The organism is Bacillus sp. (in: firmicutes) (assembly GCF_031983925.1).
Taxonomy (GTDB): domain Bacteria; phylum Bacillota; class Bacilli; order Bacillales; family Bacillaceae_G; genus Bacillus_A; species Bacillus_A pacificus.
This window is the reverse complement of sequence record NZ_DALYZR010000002.1, coordinates 666,417-688,389: the sequence shown is the minus strand read 5'-3', so window position 1 is coordinate 688,389 and position 21,973 is coordinate 666,417. Positions and strand designations below refer to the sequence as shown.

26 protein-coding genes are annotated in these 21,973 nt (G+C 35.1%); 18 read left to right on the top strand and 8 right to left on the bottom strand.

What is annotated here, in order from left to right:
* The first annotated feature begins 8 nt into the window (after positions 1-8).
* Entirely contained in the window at positions 9-812 is an 804-nt protein-coding gene (locus tag RTP99_RS09505; protein ID WP_041184697.1) for a Cof-type HAD-IIB family hydrolase, read from the top strand.
* A 31-nt stretch (positions 813-843) separates the two neighbouring features.
* On the opposite strand, the gene RTP99_RS09500 is transcribed toward RTP99_RS09505, so the two are convergent.
* Positions 844-1,710 carry a DUF1002 domain-containing protein gene (locus tag RTP99_RS09500; protein WP_000850502.1) on the bottom strand — a complete coding sequence of 289 codons (867 nt, stop codon included), beginning with the start codon at positions 1,708-1,710 and terminating at the stop codon, positions 844-846.
* 187 nt (positions 1,711-1,897) lie between these two features.
* Here RTP99_RS09500 and RTP99_RS09495 point away from each other — a divergent pair, with 187 nt between their 5' ends.
* From RTP99_RS09495 to ribT, 3 genes are all read left to right on the top strand, one after another.
* Positions 1,898-2,335 (top strand): peptidylprolyl isomerase, encoded by a 438-nt coding sequence (locus tag RTP99_RS09495; RefSeq protein WP_000853792.1) that lies wholly within the window; start codon positions 1,898-1,900, stop codon positions 2,333-2,335.
* 221 nt (positions 2,336-2,556) lie between these two features.
* Entirely contained in the window at positions 2,557-2,739 is a 183-nt protein-coding gene (locus RTP99_RS09490) for a hypothetical protein (RefSeq protein WP_041184696.1), read from the top strand.
* A gap of 68 nt (positions 2,740-2,807) precedes the next feature.
* Positions 2,808-3,176, top strand: a complete 369-nt coding sequence (gene ribT, locus RTP99_RS09485) for a GNAT family N-acetyltransferase RibT (RefSeq protein WP_000908397.1) — start codon at positions 2,808-2,810, stop codon at positions 3,174-3,176.
* A 20-nt stretch (positions 3,177-3,196) separates the two neighbouring features.
* On the opposite strand, the gene RTP99_RS09480 is transcribed toward ribT, so the two are convergent.
* Both RTP99_RS09480 and RTP99_RS09475 read right to left on the bottom strand, forming a co-directional pair.
* The gene (locus RTP99_RS09480; RefSeq protein ID WP_000283585.1) at positions 3,197-3,715 is read right to left on the bottom strand and encodes a DUF309 domain-containing protein; all 519 of its coding nucleotides are present in this window, start codon (positions 3,713-3,715) and stop codon (positions 3,197-3,199) included.
* Positions 3,716-3,814: 99 nt separating this feature from the next.
* A complete protein-coding gene (locus RTP99_RS09475; protein ID WP_000510194.1) occupies positions 3,815-3,910 on the bottom strand; it encodes a YjcZ family sporulation protein in 96 nt (31 codons plus the stop codon).
* Between the two features lie 169 nt (positions 3,911-4,079).
* Here RTP99_RS09475 and scpA point away from each other — a divergent pair, with 169 nt between their 5' ends.
* The 6 genes from scpA (at position 4,080) to phnF (ending at position 9,340) form a co-directional block, all read left to right on the top strand.
* Positions 4,080-4,823, top strand: a complete 744-nt coding sequence (gene scpA / locus RTP99_RS09470) for a segregation/condensation protein A (protein WP_001199762.1) — start codon at positions 4,080-4,082, stop codon at positions 4,821-4,823.
* A 158-nt stretch (positions 4,824-4,981) separates the two neighbouring features.
* A complete protein-coding gene (gene scpB / locus RTP99_RS09465) occupies positions 4,982-5,554 on the top strand; it encodes a segregation/condensation protein ScpB (protein WP_000376222.1) in 573 nt (190 codons plus the stop codon).
* 78 nt (positions 5,555-5,632) lie between these two features.
* A complete protein-coding gene (locus tag RTP99_RS09460) occupies positions 5,633-6,535 on the top strand; it encodes a ComEC/Rec2 family competence protein (protein WP_000014372.1) in 903 nt (300 codons plus the stop codon).
* 208 nt (positions 6,536-6,743) lie between these two features.
* On the top strand, positions 6,744-7,886 hold the full coding sequence (gene nagA / locus RTP99_RS09455; protein WP_011040636.1) for an N-acetylglucosamine-6-phosphate deacetylase: 1,143 nt from the start codon (positions 6,744-6,746) through the stop codon (positions 7,884-7,886).
* Between the two features lie 4 nt (positions 7,887-7,890).
* A complete protein-coding gene (nagB, locus tag RTP99_RS09450) occupies positions 7,891-8,679 on the top strand; it encodes a glucosamine-6-phosphate deaminase (RefSeq protein ID WP_001024206.1) in 789 nt (262 codons plus the stop codon).
* The gene (phnF, locus tag RTP99_RS09445) at positions 8,609-9,340 is read left to right on the top strand and encodes a phosphonate metabolism transcriptional regulator PhnF (RefSeq protein WP_002194085.1); all 732 of its coding nucleotides are present in this window, start codon (positions 8,609-8,611) and stop codon (positions 9,338-9,340) included. Before nagB ends, phnF begins: the two co-directional genes overlap by 71 nt.
* 70 nt (positions 9,341-9,410) lie before the next feature.
* Here the strand turns inward: phnF and RTP99_RS09440 are convergent, their stop codons facing one another.
* Positions 9,411-10,217, bottom strand: coding sequence for a Cof-type HAD-IIB family hydrolase (locus RTP99_RS09440; RefSeq protein WP_000594235.1), 807 nt, complete (start codon positions 10,215-10,217; stop codon positions 9,411-9,413).
* A gap of 165 nt (positions 10,218-10,382) precedes the next feature.
* Here RTP99_RS09440 and glcT point away from each other — a divergent pair, with 165 nt between their 5' ends.
* The 4 genes from glcT to ptsP all read left to right on the top strand — a co-directional run bounded on the left by glcT (position 10,383) and on the right by ptsP (position 15,745).
* A complete protein-coding gene (glcT, locus tag RTP99_RS09435) occupies positions 10,383-11,231 on the top strand; it encodes a glucose PTS transporter transcription antiterminator GlcT (protein ID WP_000073863.1) in 849 nt (282 codons plus the stop codon).
* A gap of 339 nt (positions 11,232-11,570) precedes the next feature.
* Positions 11,571-13,634: a PTS glucose transporter subunit IIABC gene (gene ptsG / locus RTP99_RS09430; RefSeq protein ID WP_000473183.1), complete on the top strand. Its 2,064-nt coding sequence runs from the start codon at positions 11,571-11,573 to the stop codon at positions 13,632-13,634.
* A gap of 135 nt (positions 13,635-13,769) precedes the next feature.
* Positions 13,770-14,033: a phosphocarrier protein HPr gene (gene ptsH, locus RTP99_RS09425; RefSeq protein WP_000411079.1), complete on the top strand. Its 264-nt coding sequence runs from the start codon at positions 13,770-13,772 to the stop codon at positions 14,031-14,033.
* A complete protein-coding gene (ptsP, locus tag RTP99_RS09420; protein WP_046648082.1) occupies positions 14,033-15,745 on the top strand; it encodes a phosphoenolpyruvate--protein phosphotransferase in 1,713 nt (570 codons plus the stop codon). The genes ptsH and ptsP overlap by 1 nt, the downstream gene beginning before the upstream one ends.
* 97 nt (positions 15,746-15,842) lie before the next feature.
* Here ptsP and RTP99_RS09415 read toward each other — a convergent pair whose 3' ends face one another.
* The 3 genes from RTP99_RS09415 to RTP99_RS09405 all read right to left on the bottom strand — a co-directional run bounded on the left by RTP99_RS09415 (position 15,843) and on the right by RTP99_RS09405 (position 17,529).
* Entirely contained in the window at positions 15,843-16,208 is a 366-nt protein-coding gene (locus tag RTP99_RS09415) for a DUF3915 domain-containing protein (RefSeq protein ID WP_000468015.1), read from the bottom strand.
* A 196-nt stretch (positions 16,209-16,404) separates the two neighbouring features.
* The gene (locus RTP99_RS09410; protein ID WP_000100486.1) at positions 16,405-16,623 is read right to left on the bottom strand and encodes a hypothetical protein; all 219 of its coding nucleotides are present in this window, start codon (positions 16,621-16,623) and stop codon (positions 16,405-16,407) included.
* A 288-nt stretch (positions 16,624-16,911) separates the two neighbouring features.
* Positions 16,912-17,529: a nitroreductase family protein gene (locus RTP99_RS09405; protein ID WP_000180605.1), complete on the bottom strand. Its 618-nt coding sequence runs from the start codon at positions 17,527-17,529 to the stop codon at positions 16,912-16,914.
* Positions 17,530-17,860: 331 nt separating this feature from the next.
* On the opposite strand from RTP99_RS09405, the gene RTP99_RS09400 reads away from it, so the two are divergent.
* From RTP99_RS09400 to RTP99_RS09385, 4 genes are all read left to right on the top strand, one after another.
* Positions 17,861-19,153 (top strand): GGDEF domain-containing protein, encoded by a 1,293-nt coding sequence (locus tag RTP99_RS09400; RefSeq protein ID WP_001023204.1) that lies wholly within the window; start codon positions 17,861-17,863, stop codon positions 19,151-19,153.
* A 90-nt stretch (positions 19,154-19,243) separates the two neighbouring features.
* Positions 19,244-20,383 (top strand): serine hydrolase domain-containing protein, encoded by a 1,140-nt coding sequence (locus tag RTP99_RS09395; RefSeq protein WP_000976136.1) that lies wholly within the window; start codon positions 19,244-19,246, stop codon positions 20,381-20,383.
* Positions 20,384-20,387: 4 nt separating this feature from the next.
* Positions 20,388-21,266 carry an NAD(P)-dependent oxidoreductase gene (locus RTP99_RS09390; protein ID WP_000681096.1) on the top strand — a complete coding sequence of 293 codons (879 nt, stop codon included), beginning with the start codon at positions 20,388-20,390 and terminating at the stop codon, positions 21,264-21,266.
* Positions 21,267-21,271: 5 nt separating this feature from the next.
* Positions 21,272-21,604 (top strand): DUF3909 family protein, encoded by a 333-nt coding sequence (locus tag RTP99_RS09385; protein WP_000365614.1) that lies wholly within the window; start codon positions 21,272-21,274, stop codon positions 21,602-21,604.
* A 38-nt stretch (positions 21,605-21,642) separates the two neighbouring features.
* Here the strand turns inward: RTP99_RS09385 and RTP99_RS09380 are convergent, their stop codons facing one another.
* Positions 21,643-21,918, bottom strand: coding sequence for a hypothetical protein (locus RTP99_RS09380; RefSeq protein WP_000054670.1), 276 nt, complete (start codon positions 21,916-21,918; stop codon positions 21,643-21,645).
* Positions 21,919-21,973 lie beyond the last annotated feature (55 nt).

The window sequence follows — 21,973 nt, the reverse complement described above, 5'->3', positions numbered from 1 at the left end:
TATTGTGTATGGAAGGGGAAGAGGACATGATTAAATTATTTGTAAGTGATTTAGATGACACGCTCGTTTACAATGTGAATGATATGCAAAAAGAAGATGAACGTGCAATTTGTTGGTTAGCTGAAAAAGGGACAAATATTTGTTTTGCCTCAGGCCGCTTTACTCATCGAATTGATGAAGTCGTAAATAGGTTTGCATTCCCGTATTACACAACGAGTTTAAATGGAGCGACGATGTTACTACCGGATGGGAAAATATTTCATGAATCAAGTTTTGAAGATGGGATTGCCCAGGAAATATATCGATATATCCATAAAAAGGGACTAGCAGATATTGTTTGTGCAAATGAGCAACGGTATACAAAAAGAAAAAATGAACATCATCATAATTTTGAAACGTATATGGGCGTGCATATCGCTGAAATAGAAGCATTAGAAGAGGAATTTGGTAAAACTGTACATCCTGCGAAATTGTTTGTTTTTGGGGAAGAAGAGACAATTGAAGCATTAGATCAAGAATTACGAGATACCTTTCAGAATGAAGCGGAAGTTTTTATGTCTGGTAAACGCTATGTTGACATTATGCCAAGGGGAGTAAGTAAAGGGAGTGCTTTAAGACGACTAATGGAACATTTGCAAATTGAAGCAAATGAAGTTGCATGTATTGGAGATTCTTTCAATGATATTTCTATGTTTGAAGTAACCCCGCATTCATTCACTCTGCATCATGCTCATCCATATGTCAAGGAGAGGGCAAATCATATAGTTCGTTCGGTTGAAGAAGCTATTATGAAATTGCCGTTACTTGTATAAAAAAAGAAGCTCGTCACTGACGAGCTTCTTTTTACTTGAATAAAGATTTAACAAAATCAATGATACTTGAGAAGAAATCTTTCACTTTATCTAGGAAACTTTGCCCTTCTTCAGATCCTAAAAAGGCAGAAACGTGTTCTTTTGCTTTATTTAACTGACTGCCAACTTGATTCCAATCGATGTTAAGATTTTTCATTTTATCAAATAGCGCAACTAAGTTATCTAACTGTTCATCCGTTAATGTAATACCAAGTTGATCCGCAATTTTTTTAATTAATGAACGTAAATCTTCAGTTGTTTTTGGTTGTTCTTTGGCAATTTCTTCTTTAATTTTCGCAACAAGTTGAACTGCTTTTTCTTCACCAATTTTATCGCCGAGCTGGGATGTTTGCACCATTTCTTCATTGGCTACTTTTTTTACTTCCTCAGGAATTGCTTTGTTTGATGTCGTTTCATAGGCTTTCATTAAGCCAGTTAAAGCAGCAGTTCCAGAAACTTTAAATGGTGCAGTAATTTGAATTTCAGCATCTTTCACACCTGCTGTAATAAGTGCGTTTGTGTACATTGCATCTGTTATTGAATTAATGTTTTTTGAACGTACAATGAGACCAGAACCTGGCTTTGTGTATGTGATCATAGAAGAGGAAATTGCTCTCGTACCAATTTGAGCTTTTGGAACAATCCCTTCTAGAAATTTATGTTCTTCCGCATTAGACACAGTAATAATTGTAGCATCTTTTGGTGCTTTCATTTCTTTTAACAGATCTTGTTTTTGTTGTTCAGACAAGTTTTCTCCTAGTGTAACAATTGATTCTCCTTCGATGATGTCTGCAAACGAAGCTGTTGGCATAATAAATACTGCTACAGCTAATAGCAGAGCTAGTAATTTCGTTTTCACGAAAAATCGCTCCCTTTCTCTTTCTAAAATTTTCGGGCAACACAGTTATTATAGTATATATTTCTTATTTGTCACCTAGCTTTTTCCACATTTCAAAAAAGAAGTATGTAGATTGTCGGATTCTTTTTGTTTCTAGTGATGAATGTGGTAATATAGTGCTGAGATAGTTGAAAGGAGACATATACGTATGAAAACTTTAGGATACATAGTAATGGAAAATGGTGAAAAAATCGATTTGGAATTTTTCCCAGAAGAGGCACCGAAAACAGTAGAAAACTTTAAAAAACTAGCAGAGCAAGGATTTTATGATGGTGTGACATTCCACCGCGTTATTCCTGGCTTCGTAAGCCAAGGTGGAGATCCAACAGGAACAGGTGCGGGTGGCCCAGGTTACTCTATCCCATGTGAAACTGATGGAAATCCTCATAGACACCTTGTAGGATCACTTTCTATGGCTCATGCTGGCCGTAACACAGGCGGTAGCCAATTCTTTATCGTTCATGAGCCACAGCCACACTTAGATGGTGTACATACTGTATTCGGTAAAGTAACAAGCGGTATTGAAACAGTATTGAACATGCGTCAAGGTGATGTAATGAAAGAAGTTAAAGTTTGGGAAGAATAAGTGAATGAGAAAAGAGAGCTATTGCTCTCTTTTTTATTTTTAATAGGAATGGGGATTTCGTTTACGGTACATGATACAAGTAGTAATGTGATTGTAGTGAGAATATGTCGCTTATGAGAACAAAATTTTAACAAATCACATAGACTACATTATTAGATTACACATTTCAATAAAAGTTGTTTATTACATTCATTTTGCTAGAATTCATCTGCTCTAAGGTGATGAATAGTGAAGTGATAATGAGCGGTGGATGTTTCTTTTCACTTTCATATAACAGCGTTTCTTCTTTTATCTACTTAGAAAAAACAGTAATGAAACGTATATTTGACTTTCTTCTTTTCGCTTTGTATGATTATCAAGTTGTTTTAAGCTCTTCTCACTCTGTTGAAAATATTGTAAAATGAATGTGATATGAAAAGAGTGATTGAGGGGATTTAATAGTTTGTAACTTTTGTAAGAAGGGATAAGGGTTATGTTAATTCGTTTTAAAAAAAGTTATGAAAAGATTGCAATGGGGCTTCTTTCATTTATGCCAACTGAAAAAGATGTGAAAACATTACAATTGACTATGAAAGATTATGAAGCAAAGGATGATTGGCAATTGTATTTGTGGAAACAAAACGAAGATTTTGTTGGGATAATGGGGATTGTAAAAAAAGAGAATCAAGTTTTGGAAATTCAGCATTTGAGTGTGAACCCATCTCACCGTCATATGGGTATTGGGACGAAGATGGTTCAAGAGTTAAAGAGTAAATTTCTTGAATTTACAATTTGCGGAAATGAGCAAACAGCAAGTTTTTGCAAAAAATGTAAAGGGCTTGAACAAAATATACATTCGTGAAAGCAGAGATAAGTAGTTTATTATCTCTGCTTTCTTTTTTGTAATTGTTCGTTTCGTTCAGCGATGACTTCTGTTCGATCACGTAATGTGTGCTTATGTATTATAAATTCATTAGAAGTAGCATTCACGTCTTTCCAAGGAAGGTTTTGTTTCTGACATAATTCTATGCAGTACTTTTCTAATGTTGTATCCGACAATGGTAAAAATAACGGTGTAAAACTTTCTTCTTTCTGGATAGATTGCAATTTATCTTTGAGTAAGAACAGGAGTTGTGCCTCATTTATTCCTAAACGAAGTAAATGTGCACTGTTTTTTTCTAAAATCGTTATGGCGCTTTTCATCATCTTCTCTGCGCCATTCCAGTTAGAGCGTCTGTGATGGTATAAAGAAACTGCAATTTGAATGAGGCCGACTAAATAATGATCCCGATTTCCTCTCGGTTTTGTTTTCCAATACTCTTCCAGTATTTCGTGGCATTCAAAATAATCATAATCTCCGTGAAAATGAATTAAAAACTGTATGTATTCGGTAGGATACATTTTCTTCGCCCCTATCTAACGGTTATAAGTATAAGTTTATCATAGAAATATGAACAATAAACGACTAGGGAATTTCTCCCTAGTCGTTTATTGTTCATATTAGCAGAAGCAAGCTGCCCCTACAATAATTAGCAAAATAAACAATACAACAAGTAATGCGAACCCACCGCTAAAACCACAATCAACGTGACCCATAGTTTTTTGACCTCCTACATTGTTCTTACTACACTGTTATCATATGAAGTGGTGGGCATGATGCCATAGGCATAGGTCTATTTTTAATTAAATTTCTTAAAAAGGTTGGATAGAACATGAGTATGCTCTATACTTATGTTGTTATAGAAAAAATGTGGTGGGATGCTTTGTGCAGTATAATTTTAAAGTAGAGGCTTTTGAAGGGCCTTTAGATTTATTGTTACATTTAATACATCGTTATGAAATTGATATATATAATATTCCTGTAGCGGAAATTACAGAGCAATATTTATCTTATGTTCATACGATGAAAGAACTACAATTAGATGTTGCAAGTGAGTATTTAGTAATGGCTGCAACGTTATTACAAATTAAAAGTAAAATGTTGTTGCCGAAACATGAAGAAGATGTACTTGATAACGGTGATGACTTTATAGATGATCCTCGTCAAGAATTGATGGAGAGGTTAATTGAATATAAGAAATATAAGCAAGTTGCTACTGAACTAAAAGAAAGAGAACAAGAAAGAGCACAGCTATATACACGTCCGCCAATTGATTTTACATCATTGCAACAAGAAGAGGAGACAAGCTTGCCTCTTGATGTTACGTTATATGATATGCTAGCGGCATTTCAAAAATTAATGCGCCGTAAAAAAGCAAAGAAACCTGTGACAACACGTATTACTCGTCAAGAAATACCAATTGAACAGCGTATGACGGATATTTTAAAGCAGTTAGAAATACAAGGTGGTCGTCAAAGTTTTTATGATTTGTTTGTTGATGATGAACGGGAAATAATGGTTGTAACATTTTTAGCGGTTCTTGAGCTTATGAAAAATCAACAAATCGTAATTGAACAAGAACATAATTTTGATGAAATTTTCGTATCAAGCTATACTAAATCTGCATAGAGTTAGTATGGAAAATGGGATAGAAATAGTATATCTCATGCTAGGTTTGAATGTATCGTTTGGAACAAGAGAAAAAATATTGAACCGAACGCATTGATTGTGATTCGGTTTTTTGATGTGTATTTTTATGGAGAAAATAGGAGGAAGGAGCTCGTAAGATGGATAGAACAGAACAGAAATCAATCATTGAAGGGCTTTTATTTGTTTCTGGTGATGAAGGGATTTCTCCTGAACAAATAGCAAAAGTCCTTGAAATTGAAGGAAACGAAGTAATCGATATTTTAGAAGAAATGCAAAAAGAATGTGAAGGTGCACACCGAGGTTTGCAAATTGTACAGTATGCAAAAGTATATCGTTTTGCTACAAAGAAAGAACATGCGTCGTACTATCAAAAACTAATAGATATCCCAACAGCTGCTTCACTCTCTCAGGCTGCGCTAGAAACGTTAGCAATTGTTGCATATCGTCAACCCATTACAAGAACTGAAATGGAAGAGATTAGAGGGGTAAAAACCGATAAGGCGTTACAAACGTTAGTATCACACTTACTTATAAAAGAAATGGGAAGAGCAGAAGGACCTGGGCGTCCGATTTTATATGGAACGACGAAAGAATTTTTAGACACATTTGGATTAAAAACATTAGATGATTTACCTCCGCTTTCTGAAGAAAACGAACAAATGAATGAAGCGGATTTATTCTTCGGTTCTTTACAAGAGATATCGAAATAAAAGCTTAGCATTTTGCTAAGCTTTTTTTGTATATCAATTATATACCGTGCCATACTAATTGAAAAAAGGAGACGAGTTATGAGCGGTATACGAAGTGTTTTATTATTAGTTTCTGTTTTGTTATGCTTTTCTTTAAACAGTGCATCGGCCCAAAGGTATATGATGTCTATTCATACTGCGTCTCCTTTACATATGCAGCGGCAACATTTTGGTAAAATGAAAGTGAGTTTCTTAAAAGTTGGACAAGGTGATGCAACACTTATTATATTGCCAAATGGACAAACGATGTTAATTGATGGAGGACCTTATGAAGCTGGTGAGGCTATCATCCAAAAGCTAATTGAAAAAGGAATTAACCATTTAGATGCTATCGTCAGTACTCATCCTGATATGGATCATATTGGAGGGCTCATTCCGATTGTAGAGCAAATGCCGGTATCACTTATATTAGATAGTGGAAAAACATATAGTTCTCTTACTTATCATACGTATCGAAATCATATAAAGAAAAGGGGAATCCCTTTCATTTCAGTAAAAGAGGGCCAATACATACCGCTAGATCCGCATGTTTCCATACAAGTATTAAACAATGGGAAGTCCAAAGATGAAAATAATGAATCTTCAATTGTATTAAAGGTTCGGTATGGTAAGGCAGATTTTTTACTAATGGGTGATGCTGATGTGCGGACGGAAAATGAAATATTAAAGCAATTTGATGTACATGCAGATGTGCTAAAGGTGGGACATCATGGCTCATATACTTCAACAAGTGAAAGGTTTATAAAGAAGGTAGAACCACAGTTCGCGATTCTTTCTTATGGTAGCAGAAATCCGTATGGACATCCTCATCAAAGTGTAGTGAGACGATTAAAACAGCGTGGTATAATGATGTATGGAACAAATAAGCGTACAGTAGAAATGGAAACAGACGGCGAACATATTACAATTGGGTCTAGCGGATTAATGCCATTACTTAAGTGATTCATACGATAGATGATATTGTTCCTTTTTGGAAAAAATGAATAACATATATTATAATTGCGAGAGACGTACTAAGCTTCCTTTTTGTTAAACAAAGAGGAAATTTCAATAGAATGTATAGACAACTACTCGTGCATATATTAAGATGGAATTAGGCGAATAAGGTAATAATAACAAGTAGGTATTTCATGGGAAAGGATCGATGAAAATGAAAACGCAAGTTGTCATCAATGCCAAAATTTATACAGGTCAAGAAGTAGTGGAAAACGGATTTATTCGTTACGCAGAAACAATTAAAGAAATTGGTTTGATGGCTCAATATGTATCACAAGAAAATGAAGCGGTTTTAGATGCGGCAGGAAAAATTGTGATTCCAGGTATGATTGATGTTCATATTCATGGTGGATACGATATTGATGCGATGGATGCAAATAGCGATGGGTTAGTAACTCTAGGTAAAGAAATGTTAAAAGAAGGAGTTACAACTTACTTCCCAACAACAATGACACAAGCTCCAGAAGCAATCGAAGCAGCACTACATGCTGCGAAGGAAGCGAAAGAAAAAGGAGCACATTTCGAATATATTCACTTAGAAGGACCGTATGTTTCAAAGAAACGTGCGGGTGCACAACCACTTGAACATATTGTTCCTGCGAATATTGAACAATTTAAACAATGGCAGGAAGCAAGCGGAAATTTAATTAAATTAGTAACATATGCACCTGAAGAAGAAGGTGCGTTAGAGTTTGAGCAGTATCTTGCTGAAACTGGTGTTGTTGGCACAATGGGACATACCGATGCAATTGATGCACAACTAAAAAATAGAAACATTACACATGCAACGCATTTATATAATCAAATGCGTGGATTACATCACCGTGAACCAGGAGTTGTTGGTCATGTGTTATTAAATCCAGATGTAATGGTTGAAGTAATTACAGATGGTATTCACATTCACCCTGATATGGTGAAATTAGCATATAAATTAAAAGGACCGAAAAAAGTAAGTGTTATTACTGACGCAATGCGTGCAAAAGGTCTTGAAGATGGATTATATGAGCTTGGCGGACAGCCAGTACATGTAAAAGATGGTAGTGCTCGATTAGAAGATGGAACGTTAGCTGGTAGTATTCTAAAAATGGATCAAGCTTTCCGAAATGTAATTGAATTTACAGGTTGTTCAATCGAAGAAGCAGTACTAATGACATCAGTGAACCAAGCAGAAGAGTTTGGATTAAATAATAAAGGTGCATTAGCGGTAGGAAAAGATGCAGACTTTGTTGTGATGAATGAAGATTTACATGTATATGATACGGTTCGTTTAGGAATTCATATGAAGGAAGGGAAGTAATGAAATGAATATTCTTGTTGTAAAAACTCCAGAAGAACTAGCAGAAGCAGGTTATAAATTAATTGAAGAAGTTGTAAAAACAAAAGAAAATCCAACATTAGGAATGGCTACAGGAAGCTCTCCATTAGGTATTTATGCAGAAATGCGAAAAAATAAACTTGATACAAGCCGTGTAACCACTGTAAACTTAGATGAGTACGTAAATTTACCACATGAAGATAAAAACAGCTATCACTATTTCATGCAAGAACAGTTGTTTGATCATCTTCCATTTAAACAAACTTATGTACCAAACGGGATGGCAAGTGATTTAGAGGAAGAGTGCAAACGTTACGAGGGCATTCTAGCTGCTAACCCAGTTGACCTACAGATTCTTGGAATCGGTGAAAACGGTCACATCGGATTTAACGAACCAGGAACACCGTTTAATTCTCCAACAAACATTGTTGAATTAACAGAATCTACACGCCAAGCAAACCTTCGCTTCTTCGAAAAAGAAGAAGATGTGCCAACTCATGCAATTACAATGGGAATTGGAAGCATTATGAAAGCGAAACAAATTCTACTTGTTGCTATGGGTTCTAAAAAGGCAGAAGCTGTTAAAGAATTATTGCAAGGTGCATATAGTGAAGCGTGTCCTGCTACAGTTTTACAACGTCATCCGAATGTAACCGTAATCGCTGATCAAGAAGCTCTATCTTTATGCAGTGAGGCGATTGCTGATGAACATCGACAAGTATTCACCATTTCCGATCTATTATCAGATTCAAGAGTGGGTGAAACAGCTAATTGAGGACGGCGAATGGAAGCCGGGAGATAAAATCCCATCTGAGAATGAACTTTGCGATAAGTTCGAAGTGAGTCGTATGACAATCAGACAGGCGATTAATAATTTAGTGGAACAAGGTTATTTATATCGGAAACGTGGAATCGGTACGTTTGTCCAACTTCCGAAAGTGGAACAAAAATTGCAAGGAATGACAGGATTCACAGAAGATATGATTTCTCGTGGGATGAACCCAAGTAGCCAATTATTAAGTTTCCGCCTCGTTCCAGCTACTGCGAAAATAGCAGACCGGCTGAGAATACAGGAGGGAGAGTCGGTTTATGAAGTGAGGCGTATTCGCTTAGCTGACGATGAACCGATTGCTTTTGAGACGACATATTTGTCGCCAGCTCTTGTAAAAGATATTAACGAAGAAATATTGCAACAATCTTTATATGAACATTTAGAGAAAAAACTGGGCTTCAAACTTGTTAGCGCTACTCAATCAATTGAAGCTTCAATTGCAACGGATAATGAAGCGGAACATCTGCATATTCCTAAAAAGGCGCCAGTGCTTGTCATGCGTCAATGGTCATATTCAGAAGGTGAAGTACCGTTAGAGTATGTGAAATGTATTTATCGTGGAGATCGTTATAAGTTTATTACAAACATCGCACGTAACAAATAATATATTTCAGTTTGTGAAGTACAGTAAATGTCAAATTGTTTAACATGTAAAGAAAAAATACGACTCATCCTTACAAGGAGTGAGTCGTATTTTTATTATGAGCAATTACGTGGTTAACAGCATCTTTAACTGTATTTACTACATAGTGAGCGTGTTCTTTTACTGCGTCATCTGCTTGAGCCATAGCAAAACTGTGAGGAGTTAAAGCAAACATTGGAATATCATTATAAGAATCTCCTATGCAAGCAACTTCCTCTGGTTGTAATTGAAACTCCTTTAATAAAACAGAAATAGCAGAACCTTTACTAATATTAGGTGGCATTACATCTAAGCATTGTTCTGCTGAAATGAACGTACTAACTTTTCCATGAAATTTTTCATCAATTTTTTTCTGAAGAAGTTGTAAGCTCTCCTTTGTTCCACCGACAGAAATTTTATTCGGGAAAATTGTATCATCTATTTTCTGTAATAAATTTGGTTCTTCGACAGAAGTCATCGTTACTTGTTGCTCAAGTTCATGAATAAACGGTGTTTTTTCTTCAATGTAGTAATTATGTTCATCACTAACATAACGGAAATAAGGATCTTCATTCGTCATGTGTAACAACTCAGGAAGAATGCTGGAATCAAAAGTTGCAGATAATAGCTGCTTATTTTCATTTGTATATACAAAAACACCATTAACACTAATGCGGTGGAAATTTGTATTTACAGCTTTCATTAAGTCTGCAATTTCATTATCAAGTCGGCCAGAAGCGAAACAAAGAATCACATTTTGTTCAGCAAGACTACGAAGTGCTACAATATCCTGTTCGTCAATTAAACCTCCGTGTTGCATCATTGTACCGTCGATATCACTTACAAACATTTTAATCATGTTGCTATCTCCTTTCTATGTACAGTTGCTCTTACATTATACGCATCATATATAAACATGTCTAAAAAATGAATTTTTATGAAATGGTAGATGTTTTACATTGACGACAAAGAAGAATGTTCTGTAACATAAAAGCAGGCTATTTAAGTACGAGGGTGGTGTTATATGAGTAATTATCTAGAAATTAAAAAAGTTTTAAATAATAATGTCATCATTGCTAGCCATCCTGAACATGAGGAAGTAGTAGTGATTGGTAAAGGAATTGGATTTGGGAAAAAAGCGAAAGATGTATTGGAGCAAGAACAAATTGAAAAAATGTTTGTTCTAAAAAATGAACGTGATCGTGAACAATACAAACTGCTAGTTCCACATGTGAGTGAAAAATTAATTGAATTAATGAATGATATTATGTTCTATATTCAAGAAAAAGCAAAATCGCCATTGAATGAACATATTCATATCGCTTTAACAGATCATATTTCTTTTGCGATTAAGCGTTTAAAACAAGGGTTTACAATTGATAATCCTTTTTTAGTTGAAACGAAAATGCTCTATCCAGAGGAATATAAAATTGCTGAAGGTGTTGTAAACCTTTTAAATTCTCGTTTGCAAATTACATTGCCAGAAGGAGAAATTGGATTTATTGCACTCCATATTTACAGTTCACTTACAAATTCAGATTTATCTTCAGTTAATCAAAACTCCCGTCTCATTGCACAGCTTGTATCTTTAATTGAGACGAACTTACAAATTACATTAGACCAAGAAAGTATTCACTATTTACGCCTTATTCGTCATCTTCAATATGCTATTGAGAGGGTGAAAAAAGGAGAAAAAGTAGAGGAATCGCAAAGTTTTGCTGATTTATTAAAGGCGGAATATCCTGTTTGTTATAATTTAGCTTGGAAGCTAGTTAAGGTTATGCAAAAAGAATTGCAACTTCCTGTTTATGAAGCAGAGAGTATATATTTAACGATGCACCTGCAGCGCTTAGTGAAGGCAGAGCATGTGTAAAAAGACATATATTTTTGTCGAAAATGAAAACGTTAAAAAAAATCATTGAATCGCTTACAATAGTTATGTATAATAACTATTGCAAAGTTATACAAATTTCGACAAACACATTAAGGTATAAAACGAAAACGTTTGCCTTAATTATAGTGAACTTATACGTAAACCTATTTTTGACACGTGTTACTGATTCGATCAGGCATGAGTGGAGAAAAGTAAGGAATGTAAGCTAGAGAAAGGGATATACTACCCTTTGTATAGCTATCGTTCTATCTTTTTTTCCTCATGCCTTTTTGGCGTTTGTCGGAAGGTATCAATATAGATAAGAGAGGAAGGGTTTCCATGTTTAAGAAGATCTTTGGTGTTCTTCAAAAAGTCGGAAAAGCGCTTATGCTTCCAGTAGCGATTTTACCGGCAGCAGGTATTTTACTTGGATTTGGTAATGCATTTCAAAATCCACAGTTAACAAATGTTATTCCTGCTTTAAAAGCAGATTGGTTCGTAATGGTAGCAAAAATTATGGAACAATCTGGTGATATTATTTTCGCTAACCTTGCATTACTATTCGCAGTTGGGGTAGCAATTGGCTTAGCTGGTGGAGACGGAGTAGCTGGTTTAGCAGCATTCGTTGGCTACTTAATTATGAACAAAACGATGAGTGTGTTCTTAGAAGTAGACAAGCTAGTGAAAGTAACAAGTTCTGGAGCAGACCCAGTAAAAATTGGATTTGCAGATCCAGCGTATGCAAACGTATTAGGAATTCCAACGCTACAAACTGGAGTGTTTGGTGGTATTATCGTCGGGATAGTAGCGGCATATTGCTATAATAAATACTTCAACATTGAATTACCATCATACTTAGGTTTCTTTGCAGGTAAGCGTTTCGTACCGATCGCAACTGCAACATTCTCTTTAATAGTAGGTATTATCATGTGCTTCGTTTGGCCATACATTCAAGGTGGCTTAAACACGTTCTCACATCAAATGATTGATGCAAATAGAACGTTAGCAGCATTTATTTTCGGTTTAATTGAACGTTCATTAATTCCATTTGGATTACATCACATTTTCTATTCACCGTTCTGGTTCGAATTCGGTCAGTATACAAATGCGGCTGGCGAATTAATTCGTGGTGACCAAAAAATCTTTATGGCACAGTTAAAAGACGGTGTAGAATTAACAGCAGGTACATTTACAACTGGTAAGTATCCGTTCATGATGTTCGGTCTTCCAGCAGCAGCTTTAGCAATGTACCATGAAGCACGTCCAGAAAACAAAAAATTAGCAGCTGGTATTTTAGGTTCTGCTGCATTAACATCTTTCTTAACAGGTATTACAGAGCCACTTGAATTTTCATTCTTATTCGTAGCACCAGTATTATTCGGAATTCACGCTGTATTCGCTGGTCTATCATTTATGACAATGCAAATTTTAGGTGTTAAAATTGGTATGACATTCTCTGGTGGTTTAATCGACTTCCTATTATTCGGTGTACTACCAGGCCGTACGGCATGGTGGTGGGTAATTATTGTTGGTCTTGTACTAGCGGTTATTTACTACTTCGGATTCCGATTTGCAATCCGTAAATGGGATTTAAAAACACCTGGTCGTGAAGTTGCAAATTCGAATGAAGGTGCAGGAAAAGCAGAAGCTGGTGAACTTCCTCGTGAAGTATTAGTAGCACTTGGTGGTAAAGAAAACATTGCTTCTTTAGACGCTTGTATTACTCGTTTACGTGTTCAAGTTAACGAACAAAAGAATGTAAATAAAGATCGCTTGAAAGAACTTGGAGCAGCTGGTGTACTTGAAGTTGGAAATAACATTCAAGCTATTTTTGGACCGAAATCTGACACATTAAAATCACAAATTCATGATATTATGTCAGGTCGTACACCTCATGTTGAAAAAGAAGAGCCTGTAAAAGTAGAAGAAGCTCCTCAAAAAGTTGATGAAAACGAAACAATCGTTTCACCAATTGAAGGGAAAATCCTACCAATTACAGAAGTGCCGGATCAAGTATTTTCAGGAAAAATGATGGGAGATGGATTTGCAATTGAGCCAACAGAAGGAACAGTAGTTTCTCCAGTTAACGGTGAAATTGTCAACGTATTCCCTACAAAGCATGCAATTGGTATTCAATCTGAAGGTGGAAAAGAAATTTTAATCCACTTCGGTATTGATACTGTAAAATTAAATGGTGAAGGTTTTGAAGCACTTGTAGCACAAGGTGACAAAGTGAAACAAGGACAACCATTATTAAAAGTAGATCTTGCATTTGTAAAAGAAAATGCACCATCTATCATTACACCAATTGTATTTACGAATTTACAACAAGGGCAACAAGTCGAATTGAAAAAAGATGGAAATGTTAAGAAGGGCGAAAACGCTATTATTGACATTCAGTAGGAATTTGACGCAAAATGTTTATAATTATAATAGGCGATGTGGTTGACCGAACATCGCCTATTATATACAATAGATGATGTAGTACTCACGTCTATACAACTAAAAAATACTGTAATTTAAAGGAGATAAATTATCATGGAAAAAATCTTTAAAGTAACTAGCGACTCAGGAATTCATGCTCGTCCAGCAACTCTACTTGTAAACACTGCAAGCAAATTTGGTTCTGACATTAACTTAGAGTATAACGGAAAGAACGTTAACTTAAAATCAATCATGGGCGTTATGTCTTTAGGTATTCAACAAGGCGCGGAAATTAAAATCACTGCAAATGGTGATGATGCAGCTCAAGCACTAGCAGCTATCGAAGAAACTATGAAAAACGAAGGATTAGGAGAATAATGACTCTTAACATTCAAGGGATCGCTGCATCAAGTGGGATTGCTATTGCAAAGGCTTTCAGACTTGAAAATCCTGAATTTAACATCGAAAAGAAATCAATTACAAACGAAGCTGCAGAAATTGCACGCTTAGAAGCTGCGCTTGAGAAAGCAAAAACTGAATTAGAAGCTATTAAGGACCACGCTTTTGCTGAGCTAGGTGCTGACAAAGCTGCGATCTTTGAAGCACATTTATTAGTGTTAAATGATCCAGAACTAGTAAACCCAGTAAAAGATAAAGTAAATAGTGAAAAAGTAAATGCTGAATTTGCAATGGATGAAGTTGCATCAATGTTTATTTCTATGTTTGAAAACATGGATAACGAATATATGAAGGAACGTGCTGCGGACATTCGTGACGTAACAAAACGTGTTCTTGCACATTTACTAGGCATTAACTTCTCAAATCCTGGTACAATTTCTGAAGAAGTAATCATTATTGCTGAAGATTTAACACCATCTGATACGGCTCAGTTAAACCGTAAGTATGCAAAAGGTTTTACAACTGATATCGGTGGACGTACATCTCACTCTGCGATTATGGCTCGCTCTATGGAAATTCCAGCTGTTGTTGGTACGAAATTTGTTATGGAGAAAATCCAAAATGGCGATATCGTAATCATCGATGGTTTAGATGGAGAAGTAATTGTTAATCCATCAGAAGAAACTCTTCGCTCGTTTGAAGAAAAGAAAGCGAAATTTGAAGAGCAAAAAGCTGAATGGGCAAAATTAAAAGACCAAGCTACTGTAACAAGTGATGGACATCACGTTGAGCTTGTTGCAAATATCGGAACACCAAATGATGTACAAGGTATTATCGATAATGGCGGAGAAGGCGTTGGTTTATACCGTACAGAATTCTTATACATGGGCCGTGACAATCTTCCAACAGAAGAAGAGCAGTTCGAAGCATATAAAGCAGTTCTTGAAGGTGTAAAAGAAGGTCAACCTGTTGTTGTTCGTACACTTGACATCGGTGGAGATAAAGAGCTTCCATACTTACATTTACCAAAAGAAATGAACCCATTCTTAGGATACCGTGCAATTCGCTTATGTCTTGATGAGCAAGATGTGTTCCGTACACAACTTCGTGCATTACTTCGTGCTAGCGTATATGGTAACTTAAAAATTATGTTCCCAATGATTGCAACTCTTGATGAGTTCCGTCAAGCGAAAGCAATCTTATTAGAAGAAAAAGCAAAACTTGTAGAAGCGGGTACAACTGTTTCTAATTCTATTGAAGTTGGTATGATGGTTGAAATTCCAGCTTCAGCAGTATTAGCAGATCAATTCGCAAAAGAAGTTGATTTCTTCTCTATCGGAACAAACGACTTAATTCAATACACAATGGCTGCAGACCGTATGAACGAACAAGTATCTTACTTATACCAACCATATAACCCATCTATTTTACGTCTTGTAAAAATGGTTATCGATGCTGCTCATAAAGAAGGCAAATGGGCTGGTATGTGTGGTGAGATGGCGGGCGATTCACTTGCTATCCCATTATTATTAGGATTAGGTTTAGATGAGTTCAGTATGAGTGCAACATCTATTCTTCCTGCAAGAACACAACTAAGCAAGTTGTCAAAAGCAGAAATGGAAACATTAGCAGAAAAAGCATTAATGATGTCAACTGCTGAAGAAGTTGTTGAACTCGTTAAAAGCATATAATCAATAAAAAAACCTGAGTCGATTTGAAATCGGTCTCAGGTTTTTTCTATGAGAAAAGTAAATCTTATTTTTTTACTATAGAGGATAAGGAACAGAATTAGATAGCGATAGCAACGATATCAGTTGGGCATACACGTAAAATACCAGTAAAAGTATTACGGTTTTGATTGTTCTTATCGTCTTTATTGTTATCTTTGTTGTCTTTGTTATTACGAGCTAAAGCAGAGAAAAGAGCAACACCGTTAGCGAAACCTTCAAAAATTACATTGTTGAAAGTGCCATTACCTCTAATGCTTAAAAGAGAAAGCTCTGTTCCAACTGAAATATTAGCAAGTACGTTACATACAGCTGGTTGTTGTGGTCTAACTACTTCTCTCTCTTTCTCTTTCTCATGATGTCTGCACTCTCTTTCATGATGATGACAGTCTCTAAAGTTATCACAGCATCCAAATGATCCAAACATAATCCTCATCACCCCCTTCACACTTATAATCTATGTAAGTTCGGTAGTGAGTGACTGGACAGAGAGTGGAATTTTTTCTAGGGGAATTTCTCATTTTAAAAGACTAGCTGGGTGTTTATTACGGAATGATGTTTAAAATAGGATAGATATCACAAAAAAGTGTAAAGACCACCGAAATGAATGAAATAGGTAGCCTTTACACTTTTTTGCTTTTATATAAAACGATGATATATACAGGAAGAGCTAACAGTAGCGGTACAATGGATCGTGCAGTATGTTTTTCTGATTCTAAGTGGAATGCTTCTTCTTTTGGGAATTGTAAAACTGAAATGTTTGCAGCATCGCCAATAAAATATAGAAGCAGTACAGTTACTATGTAACATAAAAGTGCAATAAAGCTTCCGTATGAACTCAATGAAAATCCCTCTCTTGTTATCTATTTGTTATCATTGTATCATAATTGTAACAAAAACACACGGTTATATTTCGATACTTTAACAAAATTCGACACGAAACGTCATTTATGTGTATGCGAATAGCATGAAATTTACTGTTTTTATGTGCGGATGTCGAATCATACATTTTAGTATTACGGATGTGTGACAGAATAAAAAAGAAACGAAGGTAATGAAATTACCTTCGTTTCTTTTTTATTCGTATGAAAGGGCAGTAAGACCCTCACATTGATTCAAGTTTCACTTTATTATTTTGCCCATTCACTCACTTGTTCTACGCTCATTCGTGGTGCAGGGTGGCCTTTTAAAGTTGATTCACCAATTGTAATAAGCATAATTGGTACGTAGCGAGATGAAACATTGAATTCTTCTGTAAGTGCTTGTGGGTTGAAACCACCAATCGCACAAGTATCCCAGCCAGTTGCTTTAGCTGCAAGCATAAGTTGCATTGCTGCTAAAGATGCATTTGAAAAGGCTGCATCTCTTGGGAATTGCTCACGTGCATATGCAGACTCAATATTTTTAGCTAAGCGCTCTTTTGCTTCTTCTTTCATAAATCCTTGTTCTACAATTGGACCATAAACTTGTTCAACATTTTTATAAGCTTCTAAATCACCTAAAATAGCGACTACAGCAGAAGCATCAAGAATTTGTTGTTGGTTATAAGCAATTGGATGTAATCGTTTCTGTACATCTTCACCTTGGAATACGAGGAATTTCCAGTGCTGTAAGTTCCAAGCAGAAGGTGCTTGAGCAGCTCCCTTTAAAATCTCGTGTAACTCTGTAGATGAAATTTCTTTCTCTGGGTTGAATGCACGTGTAGATGTGCGTTCATATAGAACATTAAAAAAGTTTTCGTTTGTCATTATATATCCTCCAAATTACATATCAAATTATGAAAAAAACAAATGTAATATATTCTACTTACATTTTGTAAGTTATCGAATTTAAGAATATAATATCTTTATTTTAATTGTCAAGTTTTAAAGCGGAAGCTAGGGCATTCATACAAACGATACAATTCCTATAATCATACACTAAAAAAGGAATTTATAGAGTGAAAAATGAAGAGAACATTCTCAATTAGCTTGTTAACATGTATCCCTCACTCATTAAAGTTTTTAGAGAACAGTTTTTTATAAAATGTTTGTGAGGAATTCTGTAGAACAAGATATATGAAGTGAGTGAAGACTAGTGATGAACATACTACATTTTTTATTAGAAAATACGGTTTTCCAAAATGTATTACAAGATCTTCAGTTAAATGTCCTTTATATAGAAAATGGATGCACGCATCAACAAACGATAGAAAATATCCATCCAAAATGTATGTTTATAGCAAATAGTTTTGAAGAAGGCGAAGTATTATTTCAGAGGACTAAACCACATATTGTAATTATGTATGTAACAGATTTTTCTCAAATAAAATATATAAAGAATATGTATAATCCACAGAGTACATTTATTGTCATTTGGGATCAACAAATAACAAGCGAGTTTGCAGAGGTGCTTACGTTAGGAATACGTAATATTGTGATAGCCCCTGTGACTCCACAAATGGTGTTAGAGGAAGTAAATAAAAGTTTATATCAGCTTTCTTTAGTGCGGCAAGTAAGTTTGCAACAAGAACTACTTCAAACGATGTTTGATTTTCGAAATGATCTATTATTTATAGTAGAAGACGATGAGATTGTTGATTGTAATACAAATTTTTTAGAGTTTTTCGGATATGAAAATTTGTTTGCGTATCGTGAGCAACATTTAGTATTTGCTGAACATCTTATTAGAGAAAATGGATACTATTCAACAACTCATGATATAACATGGTTAGATGATACATTATCATATGATAGAAGAATTAAGATGTCCAACTATGAAGGGGAAGTATCAACTTTTTTATTGCGTGCGACACCATTGCCAGAAGATTTATCAAGATTTATTGTGAAGTGTACAGAGATTACCGAATTAGATGAAATCTATCAAGAACAAGAAAGACTTGCTATGATAGATTCGTTAACAGAGATTTATAATCGTTTGAAATTCCAACAAATACTCGAGGCAGAATGGGATAATGCGATGCGTAATAATGAAAACATAGCACTTATTTTATTTGATATAGATAATTTTAAAGCAGTAAATGACACGTATGGCCATGATTTTGGTGACTTAGCATTAATTGAGCTTGCAGAGCTCATGAAATCTAAAGTGGAGCAGCAACATGTATTTGCTAGGTGGGGAGGAGAAGAATTTATTATTTTAGTAACGAATACGGTAGAAAAAGAAGCATTTCAAGTTGCGGAATCATTACGATTTTTCATTGAAACAAAGCAATTCTCAGGAATTTCGAAATTAACAGCGAGCTTTGGAGTTGCATTATATGAAAAAGGGATTACAAGAGAAGAATTAATGCAACGAGCGGATATTGCATTATATGAAGCGAAAAAAAATGGGAAAAATCAAGTGTGTGTATATAGAAAAGAAAAAAAGTGATTTTTCGCAACAAATTGTTGCGATTTTTTTTTATTACTTGATAATAGAGTGTAGGGGGGATTTTGAACGAAGGAATTATGGAGGAACAATATGATGAAAAAAATAATGATGATAGTTTCAATATGTGCTGTAGTTTGTGGAGGAGTATACTATTTTCTCTATAATCCTAATATAAAGGAAAGTAAAGAATTAACAACTAAGGTGAATCCTGCTGTTGAATCAGAAGTACAAGAGAATATAGAAGAAGAAAAAAAAGAAAAGCAAATTGATTATGCTAGCATATCTCAAAAATTAGATCAATATTTAGTCGGAAAGCAATTCAATGGAACAGTTTTGGTAACAGATAAAGAGCATGTTATATTGAATAAAGGATATGGGTATGCTGATGTTCAAAATAAAATAGAAAATACGCCTCACACAAAATATCGTATCGGTTCTATTACGAAAACAGTTGTGGCTACATCTATTTTACAACTGCAGGATCAAGGGAAGCTAAATATTCAAGATAATGTAAATAAATATATTCCTTCATTTCCGGAGAATAAAAATATTACGTTATATCATTTATTAACGCATACCTCTGGTTTACCTGAACACGCAAAAGGCAATGTTAATGCTGCCTCCCGTTTACAGTTAATGAATTGGATTGGACGTCAAAATTTAGAATTTCCTGCAGGAACAGGTTGGAGATATACAGATTATAATTATATGGTGCTTGCCTATATAATAGAACATATATCGAAAAAACCTTTAGGAGATTACATAAAAGAAAATATATTTATAAAAGCAGATATGCATGAATCTGGTATGGGAAATATGGTACCTGGAGATAAAAATTTCACAAAGGGTTATGTGAAAAAAAATCAAGAGCTTGTACCAGCGCAGAAGGTAGGCATGGATTGGCTATATGGTTGTGGTGAGATGTATACGACAGTTGGAGATATGAAGAAATTAGACGAAGCAATTATAAATGGGAAACTTCTTTCTGAACAAAGTATACAAGCGATGTTTTCACCTTCAACAGAACGAAAATATGCATTTAGTTTTTACATATATCCGGATTATTTTCATAACCATGGTGTACTATCTGGGTGGAATACTTTCAATAATTTTAATAAAGAAAAAGGGACTTTTGTTATTTTATTTTCAAACGTGAAAAATAGTATGGATGATGACTTTAATAAAGATTTCCGAAAGATGGTAAGTGATTTATTAGAACAAAGGGGATGAGAAAATGAAACATAAAAATGTATCAATTGGTTTCATTGGTATTGGTGTAATGGGAAAAAGTATGGTGCGTCATTTAATGCAAGACGGTCATACAGTATATGTATATAATAGAACAAAATCGAAAACAGACTCTTTAGTGCAAGATGGTGCAAATTGGTGTGATACACCGAAAGAGTTAGTAAAGCAAGTTGATGTTGTAATGACTATGGTTGGGTATCCACATGATGTAGAAGAAGTGTACTTTGGGATAGATGGAATTTTGGAGAATGCAAATGAAGGCACAATCGCAATTGATTTCACGACATCTACACCAACATTGGCAAAACGTATTAATGAAACTGGTAAAAGTAAGAATGTATATACGTTAGATGCACCTGTATCTGGAGGAGACGTTGGTGCGAAAGAAGCAAGACTCGCAATTATGGTCGGTGGAGAGAAAGAAATATATGATAGATGTTTACCGTTATTTGAAAAACTAGGAACAAATATTCAGTTGCAAGGGCCTGCTGGAAGTGGACAACATACAAAAATGTGCAATCAAATTGCGATTGCTTCCAACATGATTGGAGTATGTGAAGCTGTTGCTTATGCGAAAAAGGCTGGATTAGATCCTGATAAAGTATTGGAGAGTATTTCAACGGGAGCAGCAGGTAGCTGGTCATTAAGTAATTTAGCTCCTCGAATGTTAAAGGGAGATTTTGAACCAGGTTTTTATGTAAAGCATTTTATGAAAGATATGAAGATCGCGTTAGATGAGGCTGAAAGATTACAATTACAAGTACCAGGTTTAAGTTTGGCGAAGGAATTGTATGAAGAGCTAATAAAAGATGGGGAAGAAAATAGCGGAACACAAGTGTTATACAAAAAATACGTAAGGGGGTAAATGAGATGGATCTTCAAAAATTTGATGAGATGATTGATACTGTACAAAGAGCAACATGTATACAAATTAATGAAAAACAAAAAGAAGCTTTTAAACAAAAATATGATTTTGAACCGAATTTCGAATATGGAAGAGATGAGAAAGGGCATTACGTTATTCGAACTTCAAAAAAGATGCTAGAAGAAATGGAATTTTATTTGGCATTGAAATATGATCGAGATGGAGTTGACCTTTACATGGAAGCGGAGATTGATGGTATATATCATGTATCTGTTAGCTATAGTGAAGACGCTTTGCATCTACAAGAATTGTTTCAATTTCTAGAAGAAAATAAATAAAAGTCCTCATTTGAGGACTTTTATTTTTAATTTTGTAATTATAAGCTAGAAGCCCGGCGGCATCGTTCGATTGGGAATGGAATCACTTGCGCGATGTGATTAGGACCAAATTGTTTTGTACGAGCATGGCGTACTATATAAAATGCACAGAGAATTGAAACAGGAATAGCACCGAATAAACCAAAAAGTAAAGCGCTTACACAAGATGCAACAAAACCTAAAACACCAACTTCTAACTCTTCCATAATAGCTCCTAGAATAATAGGAAGTGCTCCACACGTAACCCCTAGTATAAGTGCGATAAGTAAACTCATGATTCTCCCCCTCTGTTTGCGATTTTCTTTTCCTTCTTAGTTAATTGTAGTATAT